24 protein-coding genes and 1 tRNA gene are annotated in these 24,878 nt (G+C 63.6%); 10 read left to right on the top strand and 15 right to left on the bottom strand.

From position 1 onward, the window contains the following. Positions 1–172 precede the first annotated feature (172 nt). Positions 173–625, bottom strand: coding sequence for an Lrp/AsnC family transcriptional regulator (locus NKH29_RS11355; protein WP_023720217.1), 453 nt, complete (start codon positions 623–625; stop codon positions 173–175). Positions 626–743: 118 nt separating this feature from the next. Between NKH29_RS11355 and NKH29_RS11360 the strand changes: the two genes are divergently transcribed. After that, positions 744–1,754, top strand: coding sequence for a nucleoside recognition domain-containing protein (locus NKH29_RS11360; RefSeq protein ID WP_352999641.1), 1,011 nt, complete (start codon positions 744–746; stop codon positions 1,752–1,754). Positions 1,755–1,792: 38 nt separating this feature from the next. Here the strand turns inward: NKH29_RS11360 and NKH29_RS11365 are convergent, their stop codons facing one another. Together NKH29_RS11365 and NKH29_RS11370 are read right to left on the bottom strand one after the other, a co-directional pair. Continuing rightward, a complete protein-coding gene (locus NKH29_RS11365; protein ID WP_352845595.1) occupies positions 1,793–2,905 on the bottom strand; it encodes a TauD/TfdA family dioxygenase in 1,113 nt (370 codons plus the stop codon). A gap of 256 nt (positions 2,906–3,161) precedes the next feature. Further along, a complete protein-coding gene (locus tag NKH29_RS11370; RefSeq protein ID WP_352494726.1) occupies positions 3,162–4,943 on the bottom strand; it encodes a chloride channel protein in 1,782 nt (593 codons plus the stop codon). Positions 4,944–5,203: 260 nt separating this feature from the next. Here NKH29_RS11370 and NKH29_RS11375 point away from each other — a divergent pair, with 260 nt between their 5' ends. After that, complete coding sequence (locus tag NKH29_RS11375) at positions 5,204–5,488, top strand: SCP2 sterol-binding domain-containing protein (RefSeq protein ID WP_023720213.1); 285 nt, start codon at positions 5,204–5,206, stop codon at positions 5,486–5,488. Between the two features lie 51 nt (positions 5,489–5,539). Here NKH29_RS11375 and NKH29_RS11380 read toward each other — a convergent pair whose 3' ends face one another. Both NKH29_RS11380 and odc2 read right to left on the bottom strand, forming a co-directional pair. Continuing rightward, positions 5,540–6,142 (bottom strand): GNAT family N-acetyltransferase, encoded by a 603-nt coding sequence (locus tag NKH29_RS11380; protein WP_352999602.1) that lies wholly within the window; start codon positions 6,140–6,142, stop codon positions 5,540–5,542. Between the two features lie 95 nt (positions 6,143–6,237). Further along, entirely contained in the window at positions 6,238–7,371 is a 1,134-nt protein-coding gene (odc2, locus tag NKH29_RS11385; RefSeq protein ID WP_352640204.1) for an ornithine/lysine decarboxylase, read from the bottom strand. Between the two features lie 564 nt (positions 7,372–7,935). On the opposite strand from odc2, the gene NKH29_RS11390 reads away from it, so the two are divergent. From NKH29_RS11390 to NKH29_RS11405, 4 genes are all read left to right on the top strand, one after another. Further along, positions 7,936–9,135 (top strand): amidase, encoded by a 1,200-nt coding sequence (locus NKH29_RS11390; RefSeq protein ID WP_352494724.1) that lies wholly within the window; start codon positions 7,936–7,938, stop codon positions 9,133–9,135. Position 9,136: 1 nt separating this feature from the next. Beyond that, positions 9,137–10,036 (top strand): LysR family transcriptional regulator, encoded by a 900-nt coding sequence (locus NKH29_RS11395; RefSeq protein WP_023720210.1) that lies wholly within the window; start codon positions 9,137–9,139, stop codon positions 10,034–10,036. An 86-nt stretch (positions 10,037–10,122) separates the two neighbouring features. Then, on the top strand, positions 10,123–10,791 hold the full coding sequence (locus tag NKH29_RS11400) for a DUF1007 family protein (protein ID WP_352494723.1): 669 nt from the start codon (positions 10,123–10,125) through the stop codon (positions 10,789–10,791). Continuing rightward, positions 10,788–11,942: a nickel/cobalt transporter gene (locus tag NKH29_RS11405; protein ID WP_352494789.1), complete on the top strand. Its 1,155-nt coding sequence runs from the start codon at positions 10,788–10,790 to the stop codon at positions 11,940–11,942. The genes NKH29_RS11400 and NKH29_RS11405 overlap by 4 nt, the downstream gene beginning before the upstream one ends. 25 nt (positions 11,943–11,967) lie before the next feature. Here NKH29_RS11405 and denD read toward each other — a convergent pair whose 3' ends face one another. From denD to NKH29_RS11425, 4 genes are all read right to left on the bottom strand, one after another. After that, a complete protein-coding gene (gene denD / locus NKH29_RS11410) occupies positions 11,968–12,945 on the bottom strand; it encodes a D-erythronate dehydrogenase (protein ID WP_352590598.1) in 978 nt (325 codons plus the stop codon). Position 12,946: 1 nt separating this feature from the next. Continuing rightward, positions 12,947–13,153, bottom strand: coding sequence for a hypothetical protein (locus NKH29_RS11415; RefSeq protein ID WP_031194351.1), 207 nt, complete (start codon positions 13,151–13,153; stop codon positions 12,947–12,949). Between the two features lie 62 nt (positions 13,154–13,215). Then, positions 13,216–14,199, bottom strand: coding sequence for a cation diffusion facilitator family transporter (locus NKH29_RS11420; protein ID WP_023720205.1), 984 nt, complete (start codon positions 14,197–14,199; stop codon positions 13,216–13,218). Between the two features lie 13 nt (positions 14,200–14,212). Next, positions 14,213–14,899, bottom strand: coding sequence for a GNAT family N-acetyltransferase (locus tag NKH29_RS11425; RefSeq protein WP_352999603.1), 687 nt, complete (start codon positions 14,897–14,899; stop codon positions 14,213–14,215). 83 nt (positions 14,900–14,982) lie between these two features. On the opposite strand from NKH29_RS11425, the gene NKH29_RS11430 reads away from it, so the two are divergent. Together NKH29_RS11430 and NKH29_RS11435 are read left to right on the top strand one after the other, a co-directional pair. Then, positions 14,983–16,167, top strand: coding sequence for a pyridoxal phosphate-dependent aminotransferase (locus NKH29_RS11430; protein ID WP_023720203.1), 1,185 nt, complete (start codon positions 14,983–14,985; stop codon positions 16,165–16,167). A 28-nt stretch (positions 16,168–16,195) separates the two neighbouring features. Then, positions 16,196–16,576 (top strand): YciI family protein, encoded by a 381-nt coding sequence (locus NKH29_RS11435; protein ID WP_023720202.1) that lies wholly within the window; start codon positions 16,196–16,198, stop codon positions 16,574–16,576. 102 nt (positions 16,577–16,678) lie between these two features. Here NKH29_RS11435 and NKH29_RS11440 read toward each other — a convergent pair whose 3' ends face one another. Both NKH29_RS11440 and NKH29_RS11445 read right to left on the bottom strand, forming a co-directional pair. Then, positions 16,679–17,434 carry an SDR family oxidoreductase gene (locus NKH29_RS11440; RefSeq protein WP_352845592.1) on the bottom strand — a complete coding sequence of 252 codons (756 nt, stop codon included), beginning with the start codon at positions 17,432–17,434 and terminating at the stop codon, positions 16,679–16,681. Positions 17,435–17,657: 223 nt separating this feature from the next. After that, on the bottom strand, positions 17,658–18,404 hold the full coding sequence (locus NKH29_RS11445; protein ID WP_023720200.1) for a tellurite resistance TerB family protein: 747 nt from the start codon (positions 18,402–18,404) through the stop codon (positions 17,658–17,660). 274 nt (positions 18,405–18,678) lie between these two features. Here NKH29_RS11445 and NKH29_RS11450 point away from each other — a divergent pair, with 274 nt between their 5' ends. Beyond that, entirely contained in the window at positions 18,679–19,038 is a 360-nt protein-coding gene (locus tag NKH29_RS11450; protein WP_352999605.1) for a YybH family protein, read from the top strand. A gap of 22 nt (positions 19,039–19,060) precedes the next feature. Here the strand turns inward: NKH29_RS11450 and trhO are convergent, their stop codons facing one another. After that, positions 19,061–19,981 carry an oxygen-dependent tRNA uridine(34) hydroxylase TrhO gene (trhO, locus tag NKH29_RS11455; protein ID WP_352999606.1) on the bottom strand — a complete coding sequence of 307 codons (921 nt, stop codon included), beginning with the start codon at positions 19,979–19,981 and terminating at the stop codon, positions 19,061–19,063. 170 nt (positions 19,982–20,151) lie between these two features. On the opposite strand from trhO, the gene NKH29_RS11460 reads away from it, so the two are divergent. Continuing rightward, positions 20,152–20,790, top strand: a complete 639-nt coding sequence (locus NKH29_RS11460) for a 2-dehydro-3-deoxy-phosphogluconate aldolase (RefSeq protein WP_352999608.1) — start codon at positions 20,152–20,154, stop codon at positions 20,788–20,790. A gap of 42 nt (positions 20,791–20,832) precedes the next feature. On the opposite strand, the gene NKH29_RS11465 is transcribed toward NKH29_RS11460, so the two are convergent. From NKH29_RS11465 to NKH29_RS11475, 3 genes are all read right to left on the bottom strand, one after another. Next, positions 20,833–20,906, bottom strand: a tRNA-Gln gene (locus NKH29_RS11465). Positions 20,907–21,010: 104 nt separating this feature from the next. Further along, positions 21,011–22,861 (bottom strand): peptidoglycan L,D-endopeptidase MepK, encoded by a 1,851-nt coding sequence (gene mepK, locus NKH29_RS11470; RefSeq protein WP_352999609.1) that lies wholly within the window; start codon positions 22,859–22,861, stop codon positions 21,011–21,013. A 359-nt stretch (positions 22,862–23,220) separates the two neighbouring features. Continuing rightward, complete coding sequence (locus NKH29_RS11475) at positions 23,221–24,798, bottom strand: sigma-54-dependent transcriptional regulator (protein ID WP_352918311.1); 1,578 nt, start codon at positions 24,796–24,798, stop codon at positions 23,221–23,223. Positions 24,799–24,878: the final 80 nt, after the last annotated feature.

The raw sequence follows: 24,878 nt of genomic DNA on the forward strand, positions 1-24,878 counted from the left end.
CGCCATGAAATGCGTCGAGCTGGCGCCCAATTCCGACATTCGGCGCCAGCGATTGTCCTAGCGTGCGCTAGGCGTTCCTTCACTACCGCCTTTGCGGCATATTGAAAGTTCGTAAAGTTTCTTCGCCGGGCCGCTGAATTCACGGCCTAGCAGGTCTATCGCAACCCGAACACTACAGTGGAATTGCGGTCACTTCTTTGGCCGTTCGGATCACGAACATCGTTTGGTATCGCGCGACGTTGCTTCGGTCTCGGAACAGTCGCTCGCATAGCGCATCGAACTCTTCCATATCCGTCAGGCGGAGCATAAGGACGGCGTCGGTTTCGCCGCTCACGCTGTAGGCCTGAGTGACGGCCGGTTCCTGAGCGGCCAACTCGAGAAAGTCCCGCATATACTGCTCGCCATGACGCTCCAGTTCGACGGTGACGATCGCTTTCAAGCCCCGGCCAGCCTTTGCAGGTGCGAGAAGCGCGACAACGCGGCTGATGACGCCGCTTTTCTTCAGTCGTCGTATGCGGCGCAGGCAGCTCGAAGGGGAAAGCCCGACTAACCCCGCCAGTTTGGCGTTCGTTCGTGAGGCATCATCCTGGAGCAGGTTGAGAAGCCTTCTGTCGATCTTGTCCATCTCGGTCGCGCTCATCGTCGGTGTATTGCAATTTTATTGCACGTAATCGCAAACTTTGACCACAAATGCGAAGCGTCTCAGGTTACCCAGATGGCTCCAGGGATGATGGAGCAGCATGATGGCAATTTGCGCCGCCTTCTATCGCAAGACATTGGAAACGCTTGAAATCTATTGGGAGCTGGTTCGCGTGATCGTTCCGGTTGCGATAGCCACGCGGCTCCTGCAGGACCTTCGCGTCATCCAGGCAATTTCTCCGTTCTTCTCCCCGCTCATGTTGCAGGTGGGGTTGCCACCTGAACTCGCCTTTGCCTGGCTGACGGGATTGCTGGTCGGGATCTGGGGCGCGCTTGTGATCGTATTCACCTTGGTTCCGGTTTCGGCGCTCAGCACTGCCGACATGACGGTTCTTTCGGCTCTCTTGCTGTTTGCACATGCCATTCCGATCGAGCAACGGATCATTCAGAGGACCGGGCCGAGCTTCCTGGTCACCGCGGCGCTTCGTATTGGCGGGGGTTTGGTCTTTGCTGTCCTTCTGCATCAGATATTCGCCGTGACCGGATGGCTGTCAGGACCGGTGGCGCCGGCGTGGATGCCGACGAATGAAAGCACCGACTGGGGCGGCTTTCTCCTGGGCACAGTCAAAACCCTGGGCATCATGCTCGTCGTTTTGCTTGCGCTAAGCTGGGTTATCGAGCTTCTCAAGATGGCGGGCATTTTGGAGTGGATGAACAGAGGGCTTGCACCGCTCTTTCGGCTCGCCGGCATCGAAAAGCAGACGGTACCTCTCGCCGCTGTCGGCCTGTTTCTCGGGATTTCCTATGGCGCAGGACTGCTGATCCGCGAGGCGCGCACGCCTAGCGCGGAGCCGCGTCAGATATTCCTCGCCTGCGTGTTCATGGGTTTTGCCCATAGCCTCATTGAGGACACGTTGGTCGTTGTCGCACTTGGCGCCGATGTCACGAGCGTGCTTCTCGGTCGCCTAGCGTTTGCCGTGCTCGCGACCGCCGTGATCGCAAAAGTAATCAATGCGGTTCCCGACGCTCTTTTCTTCAAGACACTCTTCCACAAGGAAGAAGACAGTTCGCGCAATCGGATTTCGGAGCCGGCGATTAGCGGGCCGTTGACGTGAGCCCTCCTTGCACAGCGGCCGACATGTGTGTCGTGCCGCTATCGGGACAGGACGCGAATTCGGCTCTGAAACTCACCACGATCGACATAGCATCCGCGCAGATGTCGCGGCCCGGTGTTCGGGTTGAACGATTGGCGGCCATGCAACACCCGGCGATTGTCGAAGACCGCCATTTCGCCGGCCTTCAGGCGGTAGGCTATTTGGAAACGCGGCCCGCGGATCATCATCATCAGCTTGCGATAAGCCGCATAAAAGGGCGCGCATAGGTCGGAGGGAAGGTCGATGACATCGACAAGATGGGCGTTGAACCGCAACTCCGTCACTTCCCCGTCGCGTTGCGTTACAATCACAGGAAACCGACCGCGCAGATCGTAGTTTTCATCGTGAAAACGATAGGGGATCTCGATCTCGCACAATAGGCGGTAGGCTTCCGGATCTTCCGCCTGTAGCGCGGCGACGACCGCAAACCCGTCGGCAAAGATCGATCCACCGCCCTCAGCGTCATTGGCGATACAATGCAGGAACTGGTAGCCGGGCGGCACCTCCTGGTTCGCGAGATCGGTGTGTAGCGGCAAGGCGACCGGCGTATAGGCCAGATTGTTCGGGTTCGGCATCGACACGACTTCGAACATCGTGCCGAAATTTGTCTGGCGCAGGAAACCAATCCGCTCGGCCGAACGCCGCCCCGCATCGGGATCATCGTCAAGCCCATCGACGATGGAGAGCCCGTATGCAGCCGTTGCCTTCAGCCAGGCGAGCAGATCGGCATCGCTTTGCAAGATGTCCCCGGCGGCGTGACGCGGCATGGTTTCAAGATTGATTGAGGCGTCCCAGAGTTTCGGAGCGATGTCGGCCGGATCGTCCCGCTTTCTGCCGGGACGGTAGGACTCAAAGAACTGGCTCGGGAATTCCTCCTCAGCCTGGTCGTTCTGCCAGACAATGCCCACAGCGCTGCCCCTGTCCCGCACGCTGATGGGTCTGAGCGAGGGGTCTACGCTGGTCAGGTCGAAAGTTCGTTCTTCGGTCTGCGGGTGAAACGCCGATGGTGCATTGTCCTTTAGCCAAAGCCAGGGGTAGCAGACTGTTTCGCCCGACACGAAAGTCACGGCAAGCGCGGTCTCCCGGGCTTCCACGGAAAGCAGGGTATTCATGATGATGTCTCTCTGAACACAGAATTTGATTTTCAGCTTGGATCAGGCCCGCAGGCCGTCAACCCAACGGTGGTGGCCACCACAAGCTCGGCTTCCCATAGCGATGGGATCCGGGATTTCTGTTCGGTTCTTCGAGCACGCCATCTCCAGGCGGAATCTGGCTCCAGATGAAATCTGGTTCAAAGCCACCGCGATGGTAGCGGTCATTCGCCGGCGGTGTCCAGCTAAATGCAGCGGGATCGCCATCCCCTCTCGGCTACCCCTCGCCCGACAGATCGCGCCGCGCCTTGTCGAGTTCCTCGGCATAGCGGCGCATCAGGTGGCCTTCGGTCAGCAAACCGACCACCTTGCGGTCGGTGAAATCCTCGACCACTGCCAATTCCTCGGCGCCGGCGCGCTGGAAGGTCTCGGCCGCCGACTGCACGTTCATGCTCGGCACCAGCACCGCATCCCTAAATTTGGCGAAGGACAGCACCGGCATCTCGTCATCCGACAAATGGCTGTGCAATTCGGCGACGATCAGCACGCCGACATAGTGCAGTTCGGCATCCACCGCGATGACGCGCTGCGAGGCACCGAGCGGCACCTGCTTGCGGAATGTTGCAAGCGTCGTTGAGGCGTCGATGGTGCGGACATCCTTGCGCATCATCGAGCCGACCGTCAGGCTGCGCATCCAGCCTACATCATGGGCGCTGCGGATGGTTTCGCCGCGCAGGTGAAAGCGCCATGTCGAGAAGGAATAGCCAAACGTTTCTCGCACCAGGATCGCCGCCATGAGCGAGGCGGCCAGCACCACGCCGGTCAGCGTCAGGTCGCGGGTCGATTCCAGCGCCAGGAAGGTCATCGTCAACGGGCCACCGACGACGCCGACGGCGAGCGAGGTCATGCCGACGACGGCGGCGACGGCGGGGTCGATGCCGGTCGCCGGCGAGACGAACGCCATCGCGCCGGCGAACATCTTGCCGAGCAGGGCACCGAGGAACAAAGAGGCAAAGAACAGCCCGCCGCGGAAGCCGGAGCCGAGCGAGATCGCCGACGCCGACAGCTTCAGCACGAAGACGCTGGCCACCACGGCCAGCCCGTAATTCATCGCGAATTCGCGGTGCAGCGCGCCATGGCCGCTGGACAGGACCTGCGGCGTGATCAGCCCCAGCAGCCCGACCATCACGCCGCCGATGGCTGGGCGCAACGAGGCGTCGATCGACAGCCGCGCAAAGATGCGCTCGATCAGGCTCACCAGATGCATGATGGCGATCGAAGCACCGCCACCCAAAAGCCCGAGCAGCATGAACGGCAAATACTGGCTGACGGTGAGCGCCGGCAGACCCGCGAGCTCCAGCGGAAACGGCACGCCGCCGAACATTTCGGCGGTCAGCGAGGCCGAGATCGCGGCGGCCATCACCGGCGCGACATTGGCGACCGAATAGATGCCGATGACCAGCTCGAAACCGTAGAAGGCGCCGGTCAGCGGCGCATCGAAGGCGGCGGCGATCGCGCCGGCCGCACCGCAGCCGACGAGGATGCGGACATCGTTGCGGCGCAGCCTGAACAAGCGCGCCAGCCGCGACGCCAGGCCGGAACCCACCTGCGTGTAGCCGGCCTCGAGCCCGACCGAAGCGCCGAAGCCGCTCGAGATCATCGTCTGCCCGGCGATGATGAAAGTGTCGGTCAGCGACATGCGGCCGCCGTAAAGGGCGTTGGCTTCGATCGGATCGACCGGCGTGCGGAACTTCCGCTTTCTCAGCCAGATCACCGTCAGCCCGAGCAGGATGCCGCCGATCGCCGGTATCAGCGCTTGCTCCGGCCTTTGCAGCGAAAACATCGCCGAAAGCCGACCACCGGGCTGAACGCCGAACATAAGCCCATGCAGGACCTGCACCAGTTCGCTCATGCCGGTGACCAGCGCACCCGCTATCACCCCGACCAAAGCCGCCAGAATGACGACGGCGATGCCGCGCGCCTCGAGCAGCGGGATCGATCGGATCAGCACCGCGCGCAGTCGGCGGGCATAGACTTGCGGTTCGTTTCTGGAAAGCACCGGGGCGGCTCGCCGATATCAAAAGGGGAGTGGTGCCTGATACGCCCGGCGGCTTTGCATGGCAACAATGCCGGCCGCCAAGGTGTCATGCCCGCGTGATGCTGCGGCGATAAAGCCCATCTTCAGCTCGGGGAACCGCGTTGACGTAAACGTCAACCCGAAGCTATATGCGCCGACCGTGGCTGTAAAACCAGGCAAGCGGCTTCGGCCGGGTCGAAGCGCCAAGGCGCGACAAACGCAACCAGACGAGGAGAACCGCCATGAGCGTTCAGGAGATTGCCGACAAGATCAGGTCGCGCGTGGCGAGCGCCGGGTTCGATCGCTCCGTGAAATTCGACACCGGCAGCGACGGCGTCATCGTCATCGACGGCGCCGATGTCTCGACCACCGATGCACCGGCAGATTGCACCATACAGCTGTCGCTCGACGATTTGGACTCGCTGATATCAGGCGATCTCAACCCGACCATGGCCTTCATGTCCGGCAAGATAAAGGTCGAAGGCGACATGAGCGTCGCCATGGCGCTCAGCCAGCTGATCGGCTGATCGCTTAAGGTGAGACAAGCCGCCGCGCGCGACGACGGCGGCTTCGAACCATCAGCCAGCGAGCGACAGCCGCTGCGCCTTCAGCTTGCGCCCGGCCGCCTTCAACGTGCCCTGCGCGCCGTCGAGCGCGCCGACCACCAGTTCCCGCGCCAGCAGGCGGTGCCGCTCGTAAGGCCCCGGCATGGCCAGCGAGCCGGTCTTTGCGGCCGAAAACCCGAAGCGCTCGTAATAGGGTGCGTCGCCGACCAGCAGGATCGCCGCATGGCCAAGCCGCTCGGCCTCAGTCACTGCATGGCGCATCAGCGCCGAGCCGATGCCGGCATTTTTCAGCGCCGGGTCGACCGCAAGCGGGCCGAGCAGCAGCGCTGCCTTGCCGCCCTCGCCCAGCACCACGTCCCACAACCGCACGGTGCCGGCAACAGTGCCCGACGCATCGCGCGCGACAAAGGCAAGGCCCTCCGAAGGCCGGCGGCCGCGCCGCAGCTTTTCCGACGACTTTTTCCGGCGCTTCGGCCCCATGGCGCGATCGAGCAAAGCCTCGCGCGCGCCAACGTCGGCGGCGGTTTCGGCAGTGATGACAAAAGCGCCGGCAATCTCCCCCCTCGAGGGGGAGATTCCCGCGGCGCCTTCAACAATGAAATCCAAAACGTCCATTTCCGCGATCCTTCACGAGCGGATTGTTCCACAGGCGAGCCCGGGCGGGCGACAGGCGCCCACCTCGGGATGATCTGATCGGTTCTTTCGAACCGTCAGATCACGTAGGATCGGAGAGGTTCGAAGCCGTTGAAGGCAACCGACGCGTAGGTCGTCGTGTAGGCACCGGTGCCCTCGATCAGCACCTCGTCGCCGATGGTCAGCGACAAGGGCAGCGGATACGGCGTCTTCTCGTACATCACGTCGGCCGAATCGCAGGTCGGGCCGGCGAGCACGCAAGGCGCGGTCTCGGTGCCGTCATGCGCGGTGACGATCGGGTAGCGAATCGCCTCGTCCATGGTCTCGGCCAGACCGCCGAACTTGCCGATGTCGAGGAACACCCAGCGCACATTGTCGTTGTCGGCCTTCTTCGAGATCAGCACGACCTCCGACTTGATGACGCCGGCATTGCCGACCATGCCGCGGCCCGGCTCGATGATCGTCTCGGGGATCGCGTTGCCGAAGTGCTTCCTGAGCGCCGAGAAGATCGCCTGGCCATAGGCCTGCGCCACCGGCACATCCCTGAGATAGCGGGTCGGGAAGCCGCCGCCCATATTGACCATCTTCAGCACGATGCCCTCTTCGGCGAGCGTCGCGAACACCTTCTTGGCGTCGCCCAGCGCGCGGTCCCAGGCGGTCAGGTCGGTCTGCTGCGAGCCGACATGGAACGACACGCCATGGGCGGCGAGACCGAGCGCCCTGGCATGGCGCAGCACGTCGACCGCCATCGCCGGCACACAGCCGAACTTGCGCGACAGCGGCCATTCGGCGCCCTCGCCGTCGGTCAGGACGCGGCAGAACACGCGAGCGCCGGGAGCGACACGGGCGATCTTCTCGACCTCCTCGACGCAGTCCACCGCAAACAGCTTAATGCCGAGCTGGTAGGCGCGCTGGATGTCGCGCTCCTTCTTGATGGTGTTGCCGAAGGAGATGCGGTCCGCCGGCGCACCGGCGTCCATCGCCATCTCGACTTCGGCAACGGAAGCGGTGTCGAAGGACGAGCCCATCGCAGCAAGCAGGCGCAGGATTTCCGGCGCCGGGTTTGCTTTCACCGCATAGTAGATCTTGGAATCGGGAAGCGCCTTCTCGAAGGCGCGGAAATTGTCGCGCACCACATCGAGGTCGACGACGAGGCACGGGCCGTTCGGACGTCGGGTAGCGAGGAAATCAAGGATGCGCTGGGTAGCCATCGGGGTCTCTCCATCAGCGCCTTTCGGCGCGCACAAAGGCTTGCGGACGCGGGCTCTCGGCCTCGCGAACACGCGGTGGACAAAGGCGGGACGGAAATCCATGGAACCAGCCGGTGGAGACCCCGGAACCATGAAGCGCCGTCTCGCGGCGGTGAACCTTGGCCTTGCCCGGCCTCGGTTCGCTTTGTCTGCCTTGGCTTGGATGGGAGACCCCGTCCGCACTGCCGGCAATGAAGGTGTGCCTCTTCAGTAACCCCGGTCTTTGGACGACCGGCAGAACACCAGAAAGGCCCGCACCGTCGTTGCTTCAAGGTGTCCTCGGTTGGCGGTTGGCCGCTAAACCGACTGAAGGGGTTGGCTCCAGTTACCTTACCGATTGCCCTCACCATTCGAGGATCGGCGGACACCCACAGGCACGTGCGACTTTGGGCAAGCGCGATATAAGAGCGAAAGATTTCACAATCAATAAAAATCGTATGGCAGGTTGTAAAATTTGTGGCATCGAACAATGCTGCGGCAACCAGAAGAACAATGCTGCGGCAAGCACATCCGGATATCGAACGCATGACAGGCACTCGCGGCCCGCTGAACGCTTTTCTCGACCTTGATCAAACCCCTGTAGCCAATGCGAAATCCGGCCCGCTTGCCGGCTTGCGGCTGGCCGTCAAGGACATCTTCGACGTCGCCGGCTACCGCACCGGCTGCGGCAATCCTCAGAAATACCGGGACGCTTCACCGGCCATGGCGACCGCGCCGGCCGTCCAGGCGCTGCTTGATTCGGGTGCGCGTTTCGTCGGCAAGACGCAGACCGACGAACTCGCATTTTCCCTGCTGGGGCTGAACGCGCATTTCCCGTCGCCGGTCAATCCGGCGGCACCCGATCGCGTCACCGGCGGCTCGTCCTCCGGTTCTGCCGCGGCTGTCGCCGGCGGGCTTGCCGACATCGCCACCGGCTCCGACACCGGCGGCTCGATCCGTGCGCCGGCAAGCTTCTGCGGCCTGATCGGCCTCAGGACGACGCATGGCCGCATCCCGCTCGACGGCACCATGCCGCTGGCGCCTTCGCTGGACACGGTCGGCTGGTTCGCCAGGGATATCGTCGCCTACGAAAAGGTCGGCACGGTGCTGCTCGGCGACGATCCGCATCGCCACGAACTGGTAAGCCCTCTTGCCCTCGACGCGCTGGACAGCCTCGTGCTCGGCCCGCTGGAGGCCGAGGAATATCGCGCCATGGTCCGCGGTGTCGCTACGGTGCTGGGAGCGCCGCGCAGCGTTGGCCCGCTGTCGCATTCAATCGACGATCTTTATTGGTGCTTCCGTAAGCTGCAGGGCTATGAAGCCTGGCAAAGCCACGGCGCCTGGATCGCCGGCGGCGACCGCATGCTCGGCCCCGGCGTCAGGGAGCGCTTCGAGCATGGCGCGACCATCAGCGCGACAACCGCGCAGCACGAAACGGAACGTCGCGTTTCGTTTCGCCTCGAACTTGCCGGCCTGCTTGGCGACGACGGCGTTCTTGTGCTTCCGACCGCTCCGGGTGCCGCGCCGCTCAAGGCCGCGACATTCGACGATTTGCAGACCTATCGCGAGCGCGCGCTGAGACTGCTATGCCTTTCCGGCCTGTCCGGTTTTCCGCAAATCACGCTGCCGCTCGGCAGAGCCGAAGGCGCGCCGTTCGGACTTTCGCTGCTCGGTCCGAAGAACAGCGACCGGCAGCTGATTGCGCTGGCCGCCCGCATCCTTTCAGCCCGCCAAGGAGGCGCATGACATGGATACGCTGACCCGCATGCGTGCCTTCATCGACGTGGTCGAGGCCGAAGGCTTTTCGGCGGCGGCGCGCAAGATCGGCCGCTCCAAGGCGCTGTTGTCGAAATACGTGCGCGAGCTCGAGGACGAGCTCGGCGCGCTGTTGCTCAACCGGACCACCAGGCAGTTCTCCCTGACCGAGGCCGGCCACACCTATTACCGGCGCGCCTCGGAGATCGTGCGCGAGGTCGACAGCCTTGCCGATGCGGTGCGCGAATCCTCCGGCGACGTGCGCGGCAGGATCAAGCTGTCGGCGCCGCGTACTTTCGCCGACGCGCCGATCGGCCAATCGCTGATCGACTTCGCCAAGCAGCATCCCGACATCGTCCTCGACATTCATCTCGACGATCGCTTCGTCGATCTAGTCGAGGAGGGCTTCGATCTGGCGGTGCGCATTTCGCGGCTGGAGAATTCCTCGCTGATCGCCAGGCGCCTGGCGCCATTTTCGGTACGGCTTTGCGCGTCTCCCGAACTGATCGCCAAGCACGGCATGCCGGTCAGGGCGCAAGACCTTGCCCGCGTGCCTTGCATCATCGACACCAATGGCCGCTGGCTCACCAACTGGCCGTTCAAGGGCGACAGCGGCGATACCGTGAGCGTTTCGGTTTCCGGCCCGATCGAGGTCAACAGCCCGATGGCGGCAAGGGCCGCTGCCGTGGCTGGATTGGGATTTTCCATCCTGCCAGATTTCATCGCCGCGCCCGACATCGAAAGCGGCAAGCTGGTGACTGCGCTGGATGACCGCATCCTGCCCGGCGGCGGCATCTTCGCCGTCTATCCGCACCGGCGCTATCTGCCTGCAAAAGTTCGCGTATTCGTCGACTTCCTGGTGCAGTGGTTCAAGGCGCTGGACACCGCATGAGCTTTCAGCCGGCTTGCGGTCCCATTTTCGCCCCCTTTCTGGTAACTGTCGGCAATTCACCGAAGCCGATTGAATCGCGACCGAGAATGCACCTGAAACAGCAAGCAATCATGCTGGCTTCGGCCTTGACCGCGACTATCGCCGCCGTCGGACCGGCCGAGGTGCATCCCCACGTCTTCGCCGAGGCACGGCTCGAAGTGGTCCTCGGCCCGGATCACCAAACTGTGAAGGCATTGCGCCATGTCTGGCGCTTCGACGACTTGTTTTCGAGCACGGTGATGATGGAGTTCGACAAGAATTCCGACCTGAAGCTCGACGACAAGGAGCTGAAGGATGTTGCCGACACCGTCCATGCCTCGCTTGCCGAATTCAACTACTTCCAGCTCGTCACCGTCGACGGCAAGGACGTGGCAATGACCCCGCCGCCGCAGCTGATGGCCAATTTCGACAACGACCAGTTGATCATCCTGTTCGAATCTGAACCGAAGGCGCCGATCAAGCTCAGCGGCAAGATCGACATCGGGGTGTACGACCCGACCTTCTACACCGCGATCGATTTCACCGAGGATGCCCATCTGCAGGTCGATGGCCTGCCGCCGACCTGCACCAGCAAGGTTGTCCGCCCGAATCCGGATGAGGCGATCGCCCAGAACCAGAAGACCCTGACCGACGCGTTCTTCAACGATCCGACGGGCACCGACATGAGCAAGATCTTTGCCACCAAGCTTGAACTGACCTGTCAGCCGGAAGGATAGATCCAGTGACGAAACCGTCCCTGCGTTTGGCAGTCGGTCTTCTGGCCGCCGCCTTTGTGATGACGCATTTTCTCGGCTCCGCCCACGCCCAGAGCTCGCTCGGCATCGGCACCAATGACGGCATGGCTCCAACCGCCACCGGCCCGTTCGCCCACATCCTGATGTGGATCAATCTGCGCCAGCAGGAATTCTATCATGCGCTTGCCGGCGCGATGAAGGCGATGCGCCAGGACGGCAGCAACATGTGGCTGCTCATCGGCCTGTCCTTTGCCTATGGCATTTTCCACGCTGCCGGCCCCGGTCACGGCAAGGCGGTGATCTCGTCCTACATGGTGGCCAATGAAGTGGCGCTCCGGCGCGGCATCATGCTGTCCTTCGTCTCGGCCCTGCTGCAGGCGCTGACCGCGATCGTGGTGATGCTGCTCGCCTATTTCGTGCTGCGCGGCACCGCGATATCGATGACCGACGCCGCATGGTTCCTCGAAATCATGAGCTATGTCTTCGTCACCCTGTTCGGCGCCTGGCTGCTGTGGCGCAAGGCCGGCCCGGCCATCCTTCGCCTGTTCGGCGCAAATCCCGGCTACAGCCTCTCGGCTGCCCATGCCGGCCATTCACATGCCGGCCATTCACATTCCGCGCATGCCCATGCGGCACATTCCCACGCGCTTCATGCGCATGACGATCACGACCATGCGCATGACCATCATGACCACGGCGCACAGGACCACGCCCATGCTGCGCACGATCACCACAGCCATGCGGCGGGGGAGGTCTGCGAGACCTGCGGGCACTCGCATGCGCCCGACCCGGCGCTGCTTTCCGGCGATCGCTTCGACTGGCGCACGGCTTGGTCGGCGGTGGCTGCCGTCGGTATCCGCCCCTGTTCCGGCGCGCTGATCGTGCTGAGCTTCGCCTTGCTAAATGGGCTGTGGTTCGGCGGTATCCTGTCGGTGCTGGCCATGGCGTTAGGCACCGCAATCACCGTCTCGGCTCTGGCGACGCTTGCGGTCACCGCGAAGAACTGGGCGGTGTATTTCGCCGGCGACGGCCGCATGGGCAACCGCATCCATTCCTTCGTCGAAATCGGCGGTGCCGCCTTCGTCTTCCTGTTCGGTCTGCTGCTGCTATCGGCCAGCCTGACTGGCGCCTGACCTCGTTGCGCCCGATCGGGGTGCTTTAACTAGGGATCCTGCCGCCCAACTCGTCCTCGATATGGACGCGTATGATCTCGTCGAAGCTCGTTTCGGCAGCGAAGCCAAGCTCCCTCGAGCGCCGCGCCTCGAAGCGTGTCGGCCAACCCTTCACGATCGCCCAGATCGTCTCGTCGGGCTCCTCGCGGATCAGTTTGACCGCCTTGGCGCCGGCAACACGTTCCAGCGCTTCGATCTGTTCGCCGACACTGACGGCGACGCCCGGCATCGTCAGGTTGCGGCGCGGCCCGACTGCAGCGCCGTCAATTCCAGCCGCATGGATCAAAAAATTCACCGCCGAACGCGGGCTGGCGTGTGTGTGGACGACCGAGCGCGGCACCGGCAGGATGGCTTCATGGCCGCTCAGCGGCTCGCGGATGATGCCGGAGAAGAAACCTGAGGCCGCCTTGTTCGGCTTTCCCGGCCTGACGCAGATGGTCGGCAGCCTGATGCCGATGCCGTCGAAGAAGCCACGCCTGGTATAGTCGGCAAGCAGCGCCTCGCCCATCAGCTTCTGCGTGCCGTAAGAGGTCAGCGGCGTCGGGTGGAACTCGTCCGGAATGATTTCGGGAAACGGCGCGCCGAACACGGCGATCGATGAGGTGAAGACGAGGCGCGGCGCAAATGCCGCCAGCCGGACGGCATCGAATAGCGCCCTTGTGCCATCGAGATTGACGCGGTAGCCGAGATCGAAATTGGCCTCCGCTTCACCCGACACCACGCCGGCGAGATGGAAGATCACGTCGGGCCGCGGCGCGACCAGATTTGTCGTCGCGCCCGGCGCGGCAAGGTCGCCGGTGTGGACGCTGATGCTGACGCCTTCGAGGGCGGGCGCCTGCGGTGGCACGATGTCGTGAAGGTCGAGCGCGGCGATCTTGCGGCCGCCGAGTGTCCCGTCCTTGGCCAGCCGGGCAATGAGCTTGCGGCCGACCATGCCTGCCGCGCCGGTAATCAGAATGCGCATGTCACTTTCCCTTTTTGCGCTGGCTGCGGCTACGCAGCCAGAACACGACGAAGATTGCCACCATGAAGATCGCGGCGACGACGCCGGCAAGAACCGTCGAGACGTTGCCGACCGCCAGCATCACGGTTGGAAGATAATAGGCTGCGATGCCGAACAGCAGCAAAATCCAGGCGGCGCCGATTGCCGCATTGCGGGTGTCGCGGTCCATCACGCGGCCCCAGGGTAGCGGGCGTTCATGTCGATCGTTGCCAATACCAGGAACTCCCGAAATCAGTGATAGTGGCCACGGTGCGGTGCCGCATCATGCGCGTGATCGTGCTCGCCATCATGCTCATGGCTGTCGGCACATTGGCCGAATTCCGGTTCGACGGTGGCATGGGCTATGCCATGCTCCTGCGCAAGCCGTTTCTTGATCGCGCTGACCGCCATATGCGCGTCGACGCCGTCATTGAGGCAGGCATGCAACGTCGCCATGTTGCTGGAACCGTCGATCGACCAGACATGCATGTGATGCACCTCGCGCACGCCCTTGATCGAGCCTTCGATGTCCCTCGCGATCAGGTCGCGGTCGAGGCTTGCCGGCACGCCTTCGAGCAGGACGTGGGCAGCCTCGCGCATCAGCGACCATGCCGTGGACAGGATCAGCAGCGCGACAAGGACCGATAGGATCGGATCAATAGGCGTCCAGCCCGTCGCCAGGATTATCAGCGCCGCGATGATCGCCGCGGCCGAGCCAAGCAGGTCGCCGAGCACGTGCAGGATGGCGCCGCGCATGTTCAAGCTGTCACGGTCGCCGCCATGCAGCACGAAGAAAGAGCCGATGTTGACCGCAAGGCCGGCAATCGCAACGACCAGCATCGGCCCACCGAGCACGGGCTCAGGCGTCAGCAAACGCCCCCAGGCCTCATAGACGATCCACAGCGCAATGGCGAAGATGGCGATGCCGTTGGTGTAGGCGACCAGTGTCTTGACCCGGCCGAAGCCGTAGGTGAGGCGCACGGTCCCCGGTCGGCTCGCAAGATGAAAGGCATACCAGGCAAGGCCGAGCGCAATGCAGTCGGCAAGCATGTGGCCGGCATCCGCCAGCAGCGCCAGCGATCCCGTCAGGAGACCGCCAAGCGCTTCGACGACCATGAAGCCGGCGGTCAGGCAAGCCGCGATCAGCACGCGCTTCTTGTCGGTCGAGCCATGCACATGCCCGGCACCGTGACTGTGGTCGTGGCCCTGCGCGGCATGGTCGTGGGTATGCGCCATCTATGAGCTCCTGCTACGCGCCAAACTCGGCGCGGAAATCCTCGAGCCGCCGCTTCTGCTGGCCATCGCTGTCGAAATTGGCCGGATCGAGCCACGCCTCATAGGCTCTGCGCAGATCAGGCCATTCCTTATCGATGATCGAATACCACGCGGTATCGCGGTTTTCGCCCTTGACCACAAGATGCTGACGGAAAACGCCCTCGAACTTGAAGCCGAAACGTTCCGCCGCGCGCTTCGACGGCTCGTTGCGATTGTTGCATTTCCATTCGTAGCGGCGGTAGCCAAGCTCGTCGAAGACGTACTTCATGAACAGGAACTGCGCTTCCGTCGCCGCCGGCTTGCGCGAGATCAGCGGTCCCCAATAGATGTTGCCGATCTCGATCACGCCATAGGCCGGATCGATGCGCATCAGCGTCTGGCGCCCGGCGACCTTGCCGCTGGCCTTGTCGATGACCGTGAAGAACAGCGGGTCATCGCTGGCTTCGGCCTTGTCCAGCCATGGCTGGAAGGCGGCGCGGGTCTGCGGCGGGTCGTCGAACAGCCAGGCGAAGCGGCCGCCGGCATCGACCACTGACGAGGCCTCGAACAGGCCGTCGCCGTGCTTTTCGGCGTTGAGCGGCTCCAGCCTGACAGTGCGCCCCTCCAGCAACTTGCGTTCGGGCCGCGGGCGCGGATGCCAATTCTTGAGATTTTCCGACACCGAAAACTCCAATCCGTTTGACTTTTGCGGGCGGACGCTCACAAAAACGCACGCTCGCTGAAAGAACCACACGGACGGGAAAAATGCTCCACACGATTTCGGCCTTCGACCGCCTCGGCGAGGAAAATGCGTTCGCAGTGCTGGCGCGTGCCACTGCACTTGCCCACCAGGGCCGCGACATTGTCAATCTCGGCATCGGCCAGCCCGACTTCAAGACGCCGCAGCATATCGTCGAGGCCGCGATCAAGGCGCTACGCGATGGCCATCACGGCTATACGCCGGCCAACGGCCTGCTGGCGACGCGGGAAGCGGTGGTACGCCGCACGCTGGCCACCACTGGCGTCGAAGTCTCGCCGGAAGCGGTGATGATCCTGCCCGGCGGCAAGCCGACCATGTTCGCGGCGATCCTGATGTTTGGCGAGCCGGGTGCCGAAATTCTCTATCCCGATCCCGGCTTTCCGATCTACCGCTCGATGATCGAGTTCACCGGTGCTGCCCCCATCCCGGTGCCGATGCGCGAGGAGAACGGCTTTGCCTTTTCGGCCGCGGAGACCTTGGCGCTGATCACGCCGAAGACCAGGCTGCTGATCCTCAACTCGCCGGCCAATCCGACCGGCGGCGTCACACCGCGCGCCGAGATCGAGAAGCTGGTCAAGGGCCTGGAAGCGCACCCGGATGTCGCCATCCTTTCCGACGAGATCTACGACGTGATGACCTATGACGGCGAGACGCATTGTTCGCTGCTCGCTTTCCCCGAAATCCGCGACCGGCTGATCGTGCTCAACGGCTGGTCGAAGACCTGGGCAATGACCGGCTGGCGCATGGGCTGGTCGATCTGGCCGAACGGCGACAAGGGCGCGCATCTCTACGATAAGGTGCGCAAGCTGGCGGTCAATTGCTGGTCCTGCGTCAACGCGCCGAGCCAGTATGCCGGCATAGCCGCCATCGACGGCCCGCAGGACGATGTCGACACGATGATGCGCGCCTTCGACCGCCGCAGAAAGGTCGTGGTCGAGGGGTTGAATGCCTTGCCCGGTGTTTCCTGCATTACGCCGAAAGGCGCCTTCTATGCCTTCCCCAATGTTTCCAAGACCGGCTGGAAGGCCAAGAAGCTCGCCTCGGCGCTGCTCGAGGATGCCGGCGTGGCGCTGATCGGCGGCCCCGATTTCGGTATTCTCGGCGAAGGCTATGTCAGGCTATCCTACGCCAATTCCGAAGAGAACATCCTGCGCGCGCTGGAGCGGATCGAGACGTTTCTGACGAAGTGAGGCCACGATCGACGAAAGGAGACGCCAGATGTTCTATGCCATTCTAGCCTATCACGAGGAAGAAGCGATTACGGCGCTGACGCCGGAGCAGGATTCGGCGCTGATGACCGATCTTCTCCAGATCAACGATCGGCTTTACCGGCAAGGCACCCTCGGACCGGCGGCGCGGCTCGGCGCGACACAAGACGCCTGCACCTTGCGCGGGCCAGGCACCGGAATGGTTGTTGACGGCCCCTTCGCCGAGACCAAGGAACAATTGCTGGGACTCTATGTTGTCGACTGCGCCAACCGTGACGCCGCTGTCGACATTGCGCGCGACCTTCGCCGCGTCAATCCGACCGCCGTCTACGAAATCCGCCCGATTTCGCTGTATCTTCCCGGCGTGCCGCTTCCCGTCACGCGGCCCTAATGCATGTCGCGCAAAAGTGTGCAGCGGTTTGTGATAACGACATGCATAAACAAGAACCTAAAGCGCGTCGCATGAGGCCGGTCGAACGCGACCGGGCTGAGACTAGCCGCGGCCGACAAACGGCATCTTGGTCGCCATCACGGTCATGAACAGCACGTTGGCGTCGAGCGGCAGGCTGGCCATGTGAAGGACGGCATCGGCGACGCGCTCGACATCCATCACCGCTTCGGCGGCAATGGTGCCGTTGGCTTGCGGCACGCCGACCGTCATCGCTTGCGCCATGTCGGTCAGCGCGTTGCCGATGTCGATTTGACCGCAAGCAATGTCGAAGGGCCTGCCGTCCAGCGCCAGCGTCTTGGTCAGCCCGGTGATGGCGTGCTTGGTCGCCGTATAGGGCACCGAGCCCGGCCGTGGCGCATAGGCCGATACCGAGCCGTTGTTGATGATGCGGCCGCCCATCGGCTGCTGCCTGCGCATGGCGCCGAACGCGCCGCGAGCACACAGGAACGAGCCGGTGAGATTGACCCCGACGATGTCGTTCCACACCTCGACCGGGATATCGTCGATCAATGTCGATTTGTAGCTCGTGCCGGCATTGTTGAAGAGCAGGTCGACGCGCCCGAAGGCCGCTGCCACCGTCTCGAACAGATCGTCGACCTGATCGGCCTTGCTGATGTCGCAGGCGACCGCCAATGCCTTGGCCTGTGTCGGCCCGGCGGCGGCGATCGCATCCTCCAGCACCGGCTTGCGGCGACCGCAGAAGACCGTATTCCAGCCGGCCTTGAGCAGCGCCGTGGCGACGCTTTTGCCGATGCCCGTACCGGCGCCGGTGACGATGGCGGTTTTATAGTCGCTCATGGCTGTACTCCCTGAAAGGGATGAGGCATCGCAAATGACGGGAACCATGGCAAGCCGGCCCAAGGCCTGTGCTCGCAAAAAGGGCGGCCATTGGCGACCGCCCCTGATCCGAACCGGGCTTGGGAGGAGGAAAGCCGATCCGACTGCCTGAAATCATGCGCTCACCGGATTAACGAGAGCTAACGCGAATGCCGCCGAGCGCTCCGAGGCTCTCCCCTTCAAGCTACCAGCGCGAACCGGTCACCGGCTTGGCCGTGCTGCCCGCTGCCGGCACCTTCGCCGCCGTCACCGTCGCCTCGACATGGTCGACCAGCGCGTCCGGCAGGCCGAGGCGGCCAGCAAGCAGGTCGAGATAGCCGCGTTCGGCCCGCGTGTCCGGATCGATGGCAAGACGCGAGGCGGTGTAGAGTTCCAGCTTTTGCGCATCGGTCTTGGCGCCGGCGATCAGCACATCCAGATCGAGCGGCGCGTCCAGTTCCGACATCAGGAATTTCTCCGCTTCGGCGCCGACGCCGGCGAGGCTGAGCTTGCCGGCGATCTTCTGCCGCTCTTCGTCATCGACATGACCGTCGGCCTTCGCCGCCGAGATCATCGCCCTGACCAGCGTCAGCGTGAATTCGTCTTCGCCCTGCGGCGCTTGCGACGGATGGAAGGCGGTATCGGCCGGCGGCGGCAGCAATTCCGGTTCACCGGCGGCTTGCGTTTCGGCCGGCGCGTTGCCGCTCTTGTAGTTCTGGTAAGCCTTGTAGGCGAGGCCGCCGATCGCGGCCAGGCCGCCGAGCTTCACCGCCGCACCGGTGACCTGACGGCCTGGGCCGGTTCCGAGCAGCACCGCGGCCAGCGCACCGGCGGCAAGCGGATTGTCCTTGGCCATCTGCACCGCCTGCCCCGCCTTGTCACGGACGGTCGATCCGGTACCGGGAACTTGCGAGCCGAGCAGGTCGTCGAGGAGCTTCTTGGGATCGAACATCTATGCCTCCAGAATTGGCCCGGCCGAAGGTGCGCGGGCAGGTTTGCACGTCGAAGACCTAGGTCCCGCAGTTTGACATTACAATGACGCGGTGCATCCTTTTGCCCGCTGCCACGCGTGACCTCGCACCGACATCTGCTGGGATTTCACACGGAAATCAAAGTGCTGCAGCCTCCTTCCACCCAAAAACACTCGTCGCTCTGGACATTGGACGTGTCGAAACCGCCCTCGACTTCGAGTAATGTCGCAGCATGTCGCTTGCGAGGAGCCTGGCATGACCGATGAGACTGACCGCGAACCCGCACGCGATCCCCAGGAACTGGAGCGCCTGCTGATTTCACGGCAATGGCTCGGAGACATTGACGGCATGGCCGCGCTTTTTGAGCCGCATGCAATCATCGACAGCGGTGGCGGACAACTGACGTTCGGCCGCGAAGCCATCCAAACGCTGTTGGCGGAGATCACCGCAACCGGCCGCAAATTTCAGTCCGGAGATCAGCGTCCGGCTGTCATCAATGGCGACCTGGCGCTCACCTCGACCCGGCTTCCCGACGGCACGATCACCACCGAGGTCGCGCGTCGGCAGAACGACGGGACATGGCTGTGGGTCATCGATCGCTTCTCTGTTGCTTAACGTGAAGTTGCTTGACGTGAAGCTAACTTCCGATGTGACGATCGCCGCGCGCTTGCGCCAGCTCGACCTGGCGCTGGCGCTCAGCATAGCGGGCGCGATCCTCGTCCGAGCGGGCATCGAAGCAATGCGGGCATGAAACGCCGGTGGCGTATTCCGGCGATAGCCGGTCTTCTGCGGCTAGCGGATGCCGGCAGGCGCGGCAGAGTTCGGCCTCGCCTTCGACCAACCCGTGCGATACCGAAACGCGCTCGTCGAAAACGAAGCATTCGCCCTGCCAGAGGCTCTGTTCGGCGGGCACGTCTTCGAGATACTTCAGAATGCCGCCCTTGAGGTGGACAACGTCCTCGAAGCCAAGCGACTTCACATAGGCCGTCGCCTTCTCGCAGCGTATGCCGCCGGTGCAGAACATGGCGACCTTGCGCCCCTCGAGCGCATGCCGATGCCGCTCGACCCAGGCTGGGAATTCGCGGAAGCTGGTGGTGGCGGGATCGACAGCGCCCTTGAAGGTGCCGAGCGACACCTCGTAGGCGTTGCGCGTATCGATGACGATGGTGCCTGCATCCGAGATCAATGCGTTCCAGTCGGCCGGCGCAACATAGCTGCCTGCACCTGCCGCCGGATCGATATTGTCCACGCCCATGGTGACGATCTCGCGCTTCAGCCGCACCTTCATGCGGTGGAACGGCATCGCTGCGGCGCTGCTGTATTTAATCTCGAGGCCGGCGAGACCTTCGATGGATTCGAGATGATGGATGAGCGCGGCGATTGCCGCTTCACTGCCGGCGACCGTGCCGTTGATGCCCTCACGCGCCAAAAGCAGCGTGCCTTTGATGCCGCATGCGCGGCAGAAGGCGGCGAGCGGCGCGCGCAGCGCCTCGAAGGTGTCGAGCCGGGCGAAGCGGTAAAGCGCGGCAACACGGAAGGCTTGGCTGGACAGTGTCATCTCCAAGCCACTAAACGCTCACGACAGCCGGATCAAGGCAGAGCCGGGAGCGGTCTGACCGCGGGTGCGTTTCGAACACCACGCGTGACATCGCGACACGCCGCGTTTCGTGGACAGAAAAACCGCCTTCTGCTAACCGGTCGACTTGATCAACAGAGGAGAGACGACGAATGCCCAGCACGACCGAAAAGCTCCTGTCGCTCCTCAACGGCCAGCCGGTCATCCCAGTGCTGAAGATCGCCAATCTCGCCGACGCGGTGCCGCTGGCCCGGGCGCTGGCCCGCGGTGGCCTGCCGGCGATTGAGATCACGCTGCGCACCGCCGACGCGCTGGAGGCGATCCGCCGGGTGGCGGGCGAGGTCGAAGACGCCGTCGTCGGCGCCGGCACCATCCTGGACGCCCGCCAGTTCGGCGAGGCGGCGGCCGCCGGTTCGAAGTTCATCGTCAGCCCCGGCATCACCCGCGAGCTTCTCGCGGCAGCCAAGGACAGCGAAGTGCCGTTGCTGCCCGGTGCCATCACGCCGGGAGAGGTCATGGCCGCGCGCGAAGCCGGCCTGCGCTTTCTGAAATTCTTCCCGGCCGAACAGTCGGGCGGCATCGCCTCGCTCAAGGCCTTCGCCTCGCCGCTCGCCGACGTGAAATTCTGCCCGACCGGCGGTATCACCGGCCAGAATGCCGCCGACTATCTCAGCCTGCCCAACGTCATCTGCGTCGGCGGTTCCTGGGTGGCGCCGGACGATCTGGTCAAGGCCGGCAAATGGGACGAGATCGAAGCCTTGGCGCGCGCCGCGAGCAAGCTCGGGCGCTAGCATCGCCGCCGATCTGGCCTGCTGCCGATCTGGTTCGCCGGCTGGTTCCCGCTCATGGGCTCGAACCACGATTCACGCCTTCAAAGGGCGCTGTCCTACCATTAGACGAAGCGGGAGAATGCTGACCTTGGTTAGCATCCCGGCACGAAGGAAGCCAGTGCCGGCGGTGGCGGCAGCCGCGCCGGTTGCCAGCGCGGCCTCTACGATATTTGCCCAGCTGTTATTCGGTCTGGAAGCGGGCCACCGACATGAACTTGACGGCCTTGCCGGTGAACCGGTTGGCGTCGGCCATCTCGTTGCCCGGCTGGAAGCCGACGGTATAGACCTCGCTCGGTGCCGTACGGACGAAGTCGTAAGCGTAGCGCGGCGCCGTTGTCGCGTCTGAAACGGTCGCGACATACTCGCCGCTGTGCAGCGCCCAACGGGCAGCCTGCGGCGCGGCAGCGACCACCACCGGCTTGGGGCCTGGTTTCAGGTCGCGGGCGGTGGCCCTGGGTTCCTTGCGTGTGGTCTTCACGCCCGCGCCGATGACGGCCGTCGGATCGGAGCCGGCCGGGCGGGCAACGATGGCCTTGCGCGGCGACGCCCCGTCGCTCGATGCGTCGTCGCTCGCCGGTTCCTCGAACACCGATGCTTGCTCGGAAAGCGAAGCGACCTTGTATTCGTCGGTCGCGCTGACCCGTTCCAGAACGGCCTTGACCTCGTCGGGCTGCGAACTGTCGGGCCGCGCCGACGGCAATACCGAGAATGCATCGGTGGCGGTGTTGCTCCGCTCGGCCGCACTCGCGAGCGCCAGCAACACTTGCTTGTCCTGCGGCGCAAGACCAGCCGACGAAAGATCGGCCGGCAGCGAATGATCGGGCCGCCAGCTCGGCACGGGAATGTTGTTTGCCGCGACCTGCACCGGGCCGGCCGTAGCCGACGCGTCTGCCATGCCGAACGGAACACTTGCCGACGCCACACTTGCCGGCGCTTGCGCGGTTGCCACCGCCTGTTCGGTGGATGCAGTCGCATCCGCCACGCCGAACGGAACGTTTTCAGGCGGCTGGGCACCGATGTCGGCCTTCGGGCGCGGAGCAAAATCGGGCAGCGGAATGCTGCGCGCCGGCAATGCCGCGATGATCGTCTCCGGCGTGTCGTTCTCCGGTTCCGGCGCAGGCGCCGGAACATCGGCGACTTCCGGAATCTCGGCACGCTTGGCATCCCGAGGCGCCACGATGGCGATGCCAGGCAGATTGCTGCTCTTGGCCGACGGCGCCGGCTTCACGTTACGGGGCTTTGGCGCTGGCTCAGCCATCGCCACATCGGCGCTGTCGTCCGCCTCGTCGTCGCCGCCGCCGAAGAAGGCTGCCAGGAAGCCGCGGGATTTTTTGCCACCGCCGCTTGCGCTGGCCAGTTCGATGGCCGGCGCGCCGGCGCCCTTGCGGGCTTTGTAGGAGGCGAGCGCCTGTTGATAACCAGGCAGCGGCTTGCCGTCGCTCGGCACATGCAGCGTCTTGCCATTGGGGAACACGCGCGCCAATTCCTGGCGGCTGATGCCGGGCCAGTGGCGCACATTGCCGACGTCCATGTGCACGAAGGGCGAGCCGGAGCTGGGATAATAGCCGACGCCGCCGCCCTGCATCCTGAGGCCGATGTCGCGCAGCTTCTTCAGCGGCACGCCGGGAATGTAGAAATCCATCGCCCTGCCGAGCATGTGCTGGCTCTTCTCGGCGACGCCCCTGCTGCGGCTGCGCAGCATCGAATTCGTCGACGGCGAACGATAACCGCAGACGACCTGGATATAGTCGGTGGCGCCGCTCTCACGATAGGCTTCCCAGACCAGGTCCAGCAGGCGCGGATCCATCTTGGTCGGCTCGTTGCGACGCCAGTCGCGCAGGATGATGTTGATCTTTCGCAAGCCCGCTTGATCGTAGCGGCCGTTGCGCTTGTAGACGATCTCCGCCTTTTCATGCGTGTGGAGATGATAGAGCTTCAGCGAACGTGTCTCGGCGCTGGCGCCGGTTGCCGCCGCTGCAAGGAACCCGACGGCAACAATCACCGCTGCCAGCCATCTCGGCCAGACGCTCATGTGATAATGCCGCCCGTTTTTGTGTCGTTCGATTCTGTTCAAATCAAAAGGCCTTGCAGGCTGCCGTTTTGTCCCCGGATTTGACCAAACGGATGCGTTAGATGTGCATCCGAATATCGATCCTAATGGTTAATCATCGCTTATTGAAGCCGAAATGCGGTAACACCGTGGCGATATCCCGCCAAAAATATTGCGCAGGAGATCTTGGTAAACCGCTGGTTTAGATCATGTTTTGGCGCCAGCTCGAAACACGATCTGTTACCGTCCGCCTTAATACGTGAACATTGCGGCGAACACGTCATTACGAGACTCAGTTGCCTGGAATGATGTCCGGATGAGAACCGGCTTGGCCCTGTGACTCAGGAAGCGAGCCTCTCGACACGGCCGGTCTCCGGGTCGATGCCGTATTCCTTGAGCTTGCGGTAGAGCGTCGACCGGCCGATGCCGAGGCGGCGGGCGACCTCGCTCATCTGGCCGTTGTAGTGGTCGATGGCGAGCTTGATCATTTCGAGCTCGACATCGGCCAGCGCACGCACATTGCCGCGCTCGTCGAGCGCCCGCAGCGTGCCGAAGCGGGGTCTGGCCGGCGCGTCGGGCTCGGCCGCGGCGGCGCCGACGGCGGCCGGGACGTTATCACGCGGCAGGCTGCCCGAAGCCAATCCGGAAGCTGGCCACCCTGAAGCTGGCCCTCCTGAAGCTGGCCCTCCTGAAGCTGGCGAGGCGATATCCGCATCGAGATTGACCGTGCCCTCGACCTGCGCCCGGATCTGCGGGAACTCTTCTTCGGTCAGCATGTCGCCCTCGGCGAGCACCGAAGCCCGGAAGACGGCATTTTCGAGCTGCCTTATATTGCCCGGCCAGTCATAGGCCTGCAGCATGGCGAGCGCCCCAGCGGAGATGCCTCGCAGACGGTGGCGCGGATCGGCGGGCGCCACCTTCTCCATGAAGTGCTCGACCAGATGGGGAATGTCGTCGCGACGGTCGCGCAATGGCGGCACGAAGATCGGATAGACGTTCAGACGATAAAACAGATCCTCGCGGAACTTGCCGTCCTTGACCTGCTGCAGCAGGTTGCGATGGGTTGCCGAGATCAGCCTGATGTCGACCCTGACGGTCGAGCGCCCGCCAACCGGATCGACTTCGCCGTCCTGTACGGCGCGCAACAGCTTGACCTGCACGTCGAGCGGCAGGTCGCCGATTTCGTCGAGGAACAGCGTGCCCGAATGCGCTTCGACGAACTTGCCGGTGTGTTTTTCGGTGGCGCCGGTGAACGAGCCCTTTTCGTGACCGAACAGGATCGATTCGACCAGATTGTCGGGGATGGCGCCGCAATTGACGATGACGAAGGGTTTCGAGCGGCGGTCGCCGCTGCCCTGGATGGCGCGCGCCACCAGTTCCTTGCCGACGCCGGATTCACCCTCGATCAGGATCGGAATGTTGGACGCCGCCGCCTTGCGGCCGAGCCGGATCACCCGATCCATCGCCGGACTGTGAGTGATCATGTCCTTGAACGTCAGATGGCCGCCGCGCTGCCGTGACGAGCGCTTCACTTCGCCTTCGAGCGCTTCGACCTTGAGGGCATTGCCGATCGACGCCTGCAGCCTGTCGGGAGAGGCCGGCTTGACGACGAAGTCGAAGGCGCCGTGACGCATTGCCGAAACGACGGTTTCGATGCCGCCCTGGGCGGTCTGCACGATGACGGGAATGTGGATGCCGCGCTCGCGCATTGCCTTCAGCACGCCGATGCCATCGAGGCCCGGCATCATCAGGTCGAGGATGACCACCGAGACGTCGCGCGCATTGGGCCCGTCGACAACATCGAGACCGGCCTCGCCGCCATCGGCGACGATCGCGGTGTGGCCGAATTTCGTCACCGCTGCCTCGAGCAGCCTGCGCTGCACCGGATCGTCATCGACTATGAGTATGGAAGCTGCCATGACTGATCCGACCGTGCCCGCCCGAGAATGCGCCCTATGGATCATCTTGGCACAGGGTTCTAAATAAGCTTTCAAAAAAC

The sequence above is a fragment of the Mesorhizobium sp. M1295 genome, from assembly GCF_040318135.1.
In the GTDB taxonomy this organism is placed as follows: Bacteria; Pseudomonadota; Alphaproteobacteria; order Rhizobiales; family Rhizobiaceae; genus Mesorhizobium.

Excerpts from the sequence above, each read along its gene's own strand:
- NKH29_RS11420 (WP_023720205.1), bottom strand. The coding sequence starts at position 14,199 with ATGGCGCATACCCACGACCATGCCGCGCAGGGCCACGACCACAGTCAC.
- NKH29_RS11375 (WP_023720213.1), top strand. The coding sequence starts at position 5,204 with ATGAGCGTTCAGGAGATTGCCGACAAGATCAGGTCGCGCGTGGCGAGC.
- NKH29_RS11445 (WP_023720200.1), bottom strand. The coding sequence starts at position 18,404 with ATGTTCGATCCCAAGAAGCTCCTCGACGACCTGCTCGGCTCGCAAGTT.
- NKH29_RS11415 (WP_031194351.1), bottom strand. The coding sequence starts at position 13,153 with ATGGACCGCGACACCCGCAATGCGGCAATCGGCGCCGCCTGGATTTTG.
- trhO (WP_352999606.1), bottom strand. The coding sequence starts at position 19,981 with ATGACACTGTCCAGCCAAGCCTTCCGTGTTGCCGCGCTTTACCGCTTC.
- NKH29_RS11430 (WP_023720203.1), top strand. The coding sequence starts at position 14,983 with ATGCTCCACACGATTTCGGCCTTCGACCGCCTCGGCGAGGAAAATGCG.
- NKH29_RS11435 (WP_023720202.1), top strand. The coding sequence starts at position 16,196 with ATGTTCTATGCCATTCTAGCCTATCACGAGGAAGAAGCGATTACGGCG.
- NKH29_RS11365 (WP_352845595.1), bottom strand. The coding sequence starts at position 2,905 with ATGAATACCCTGCTTTCCGTGGAAGCCCGGGAGACCGCGCTTGCCGTG.
- NKH29_RS11395 (WP_023720210.1), top strand. The coding sequence starts at position 9,137 with ATGGATACGCTGACCCGCATGCGTGCCTTCATCGACGTGGTCGAGGCC.
- NKH29_RS11380 (WP_352999602.1), bottom strand. The coding sequence starts at position 6,142 with ATGGACGTTTTGGATTTCATTGTTGAAGGCGCCGCGGGAATCTCCCCC.
- odc2 (WP_352640204.1), bottom strand. The coding sequence starts at position 7,371 with ATGGCTACCCAGCGCATCCTTGATTTCCTCGCTACCCGACGTCCGAAC.
- NKH29_RS11355 (WP_023720217.1), bottom strand. The coding sequence starts at position 625 with ATGGACAAGATCGACAGAAGGCTTCTCAACCTGCTCCAGGATGATGCC.
- mepK (WP_352999609.1), bottom strand. The coding sequence starts at position 22,861 with ATGAGCGTCTGGCCGAGATGGCTGGCAGCGGTGATTGTTGCCGTCGGG.
- NKH29_RS11360 (WP_352999641.1), top strand. The coding sequence starts at position 744 with ATGGCAATTTGCGCCGCCTTCTATCGCAAGACATTGGAAACGCTTGAA.
- NKH29_RS11460 (WP_352999608.1), top strand. The coding sequence starts at position 20,152 with ATGCCCAGCACGACCGAAAAGCTCCTGTCGCTCCTCAACGGCCAGCCG.
- denD (WP_352590598.1), bottom strand. The coding sequence starts at position 12,945 with ATGCGCATTCTGATTACCGGCGCGGCAGGCATGGTCGGCCGCAAGCTC.
- NKH29_RS11390 (WP_352494724.1), top strand. The coding sequence starts at position 7,936 with ATGACAGGCACTCGCGGCCCGCTGAACGCTTTTCTCGACCTTGATCAA.
- NKH29_RS11400 (WP_352494723.1), top strand. The coding sequence starts at position 10,123 with ATGCACCTGAAACAGCAAGCAATCATGCTGGCTTCGGCCTTGACCGCG.
- NKH29_RS11475 (WP_352918311.1), bottom strand. The coding sequence starts at position 24,798 with ATGGCAGCTTCCATACTCATAGTCGATGACGATCCGGTGCAGCGCAGG.
- NKH29_RS11450 (WP_352999605.1), top strand. The coding sequence starts at position 18,679 with ATGACCGATGAGACTGACCGCGAACCCGCACGCGATCCCCAGGAACTG.
- NKH29_RS11440 (WP_352845592.1), bottom strand. The coding sequence starts at position 17,434 with ATGAGCGACTATAAAACCGCCATCGTCACCGGCGCCGGTACGGGCATC.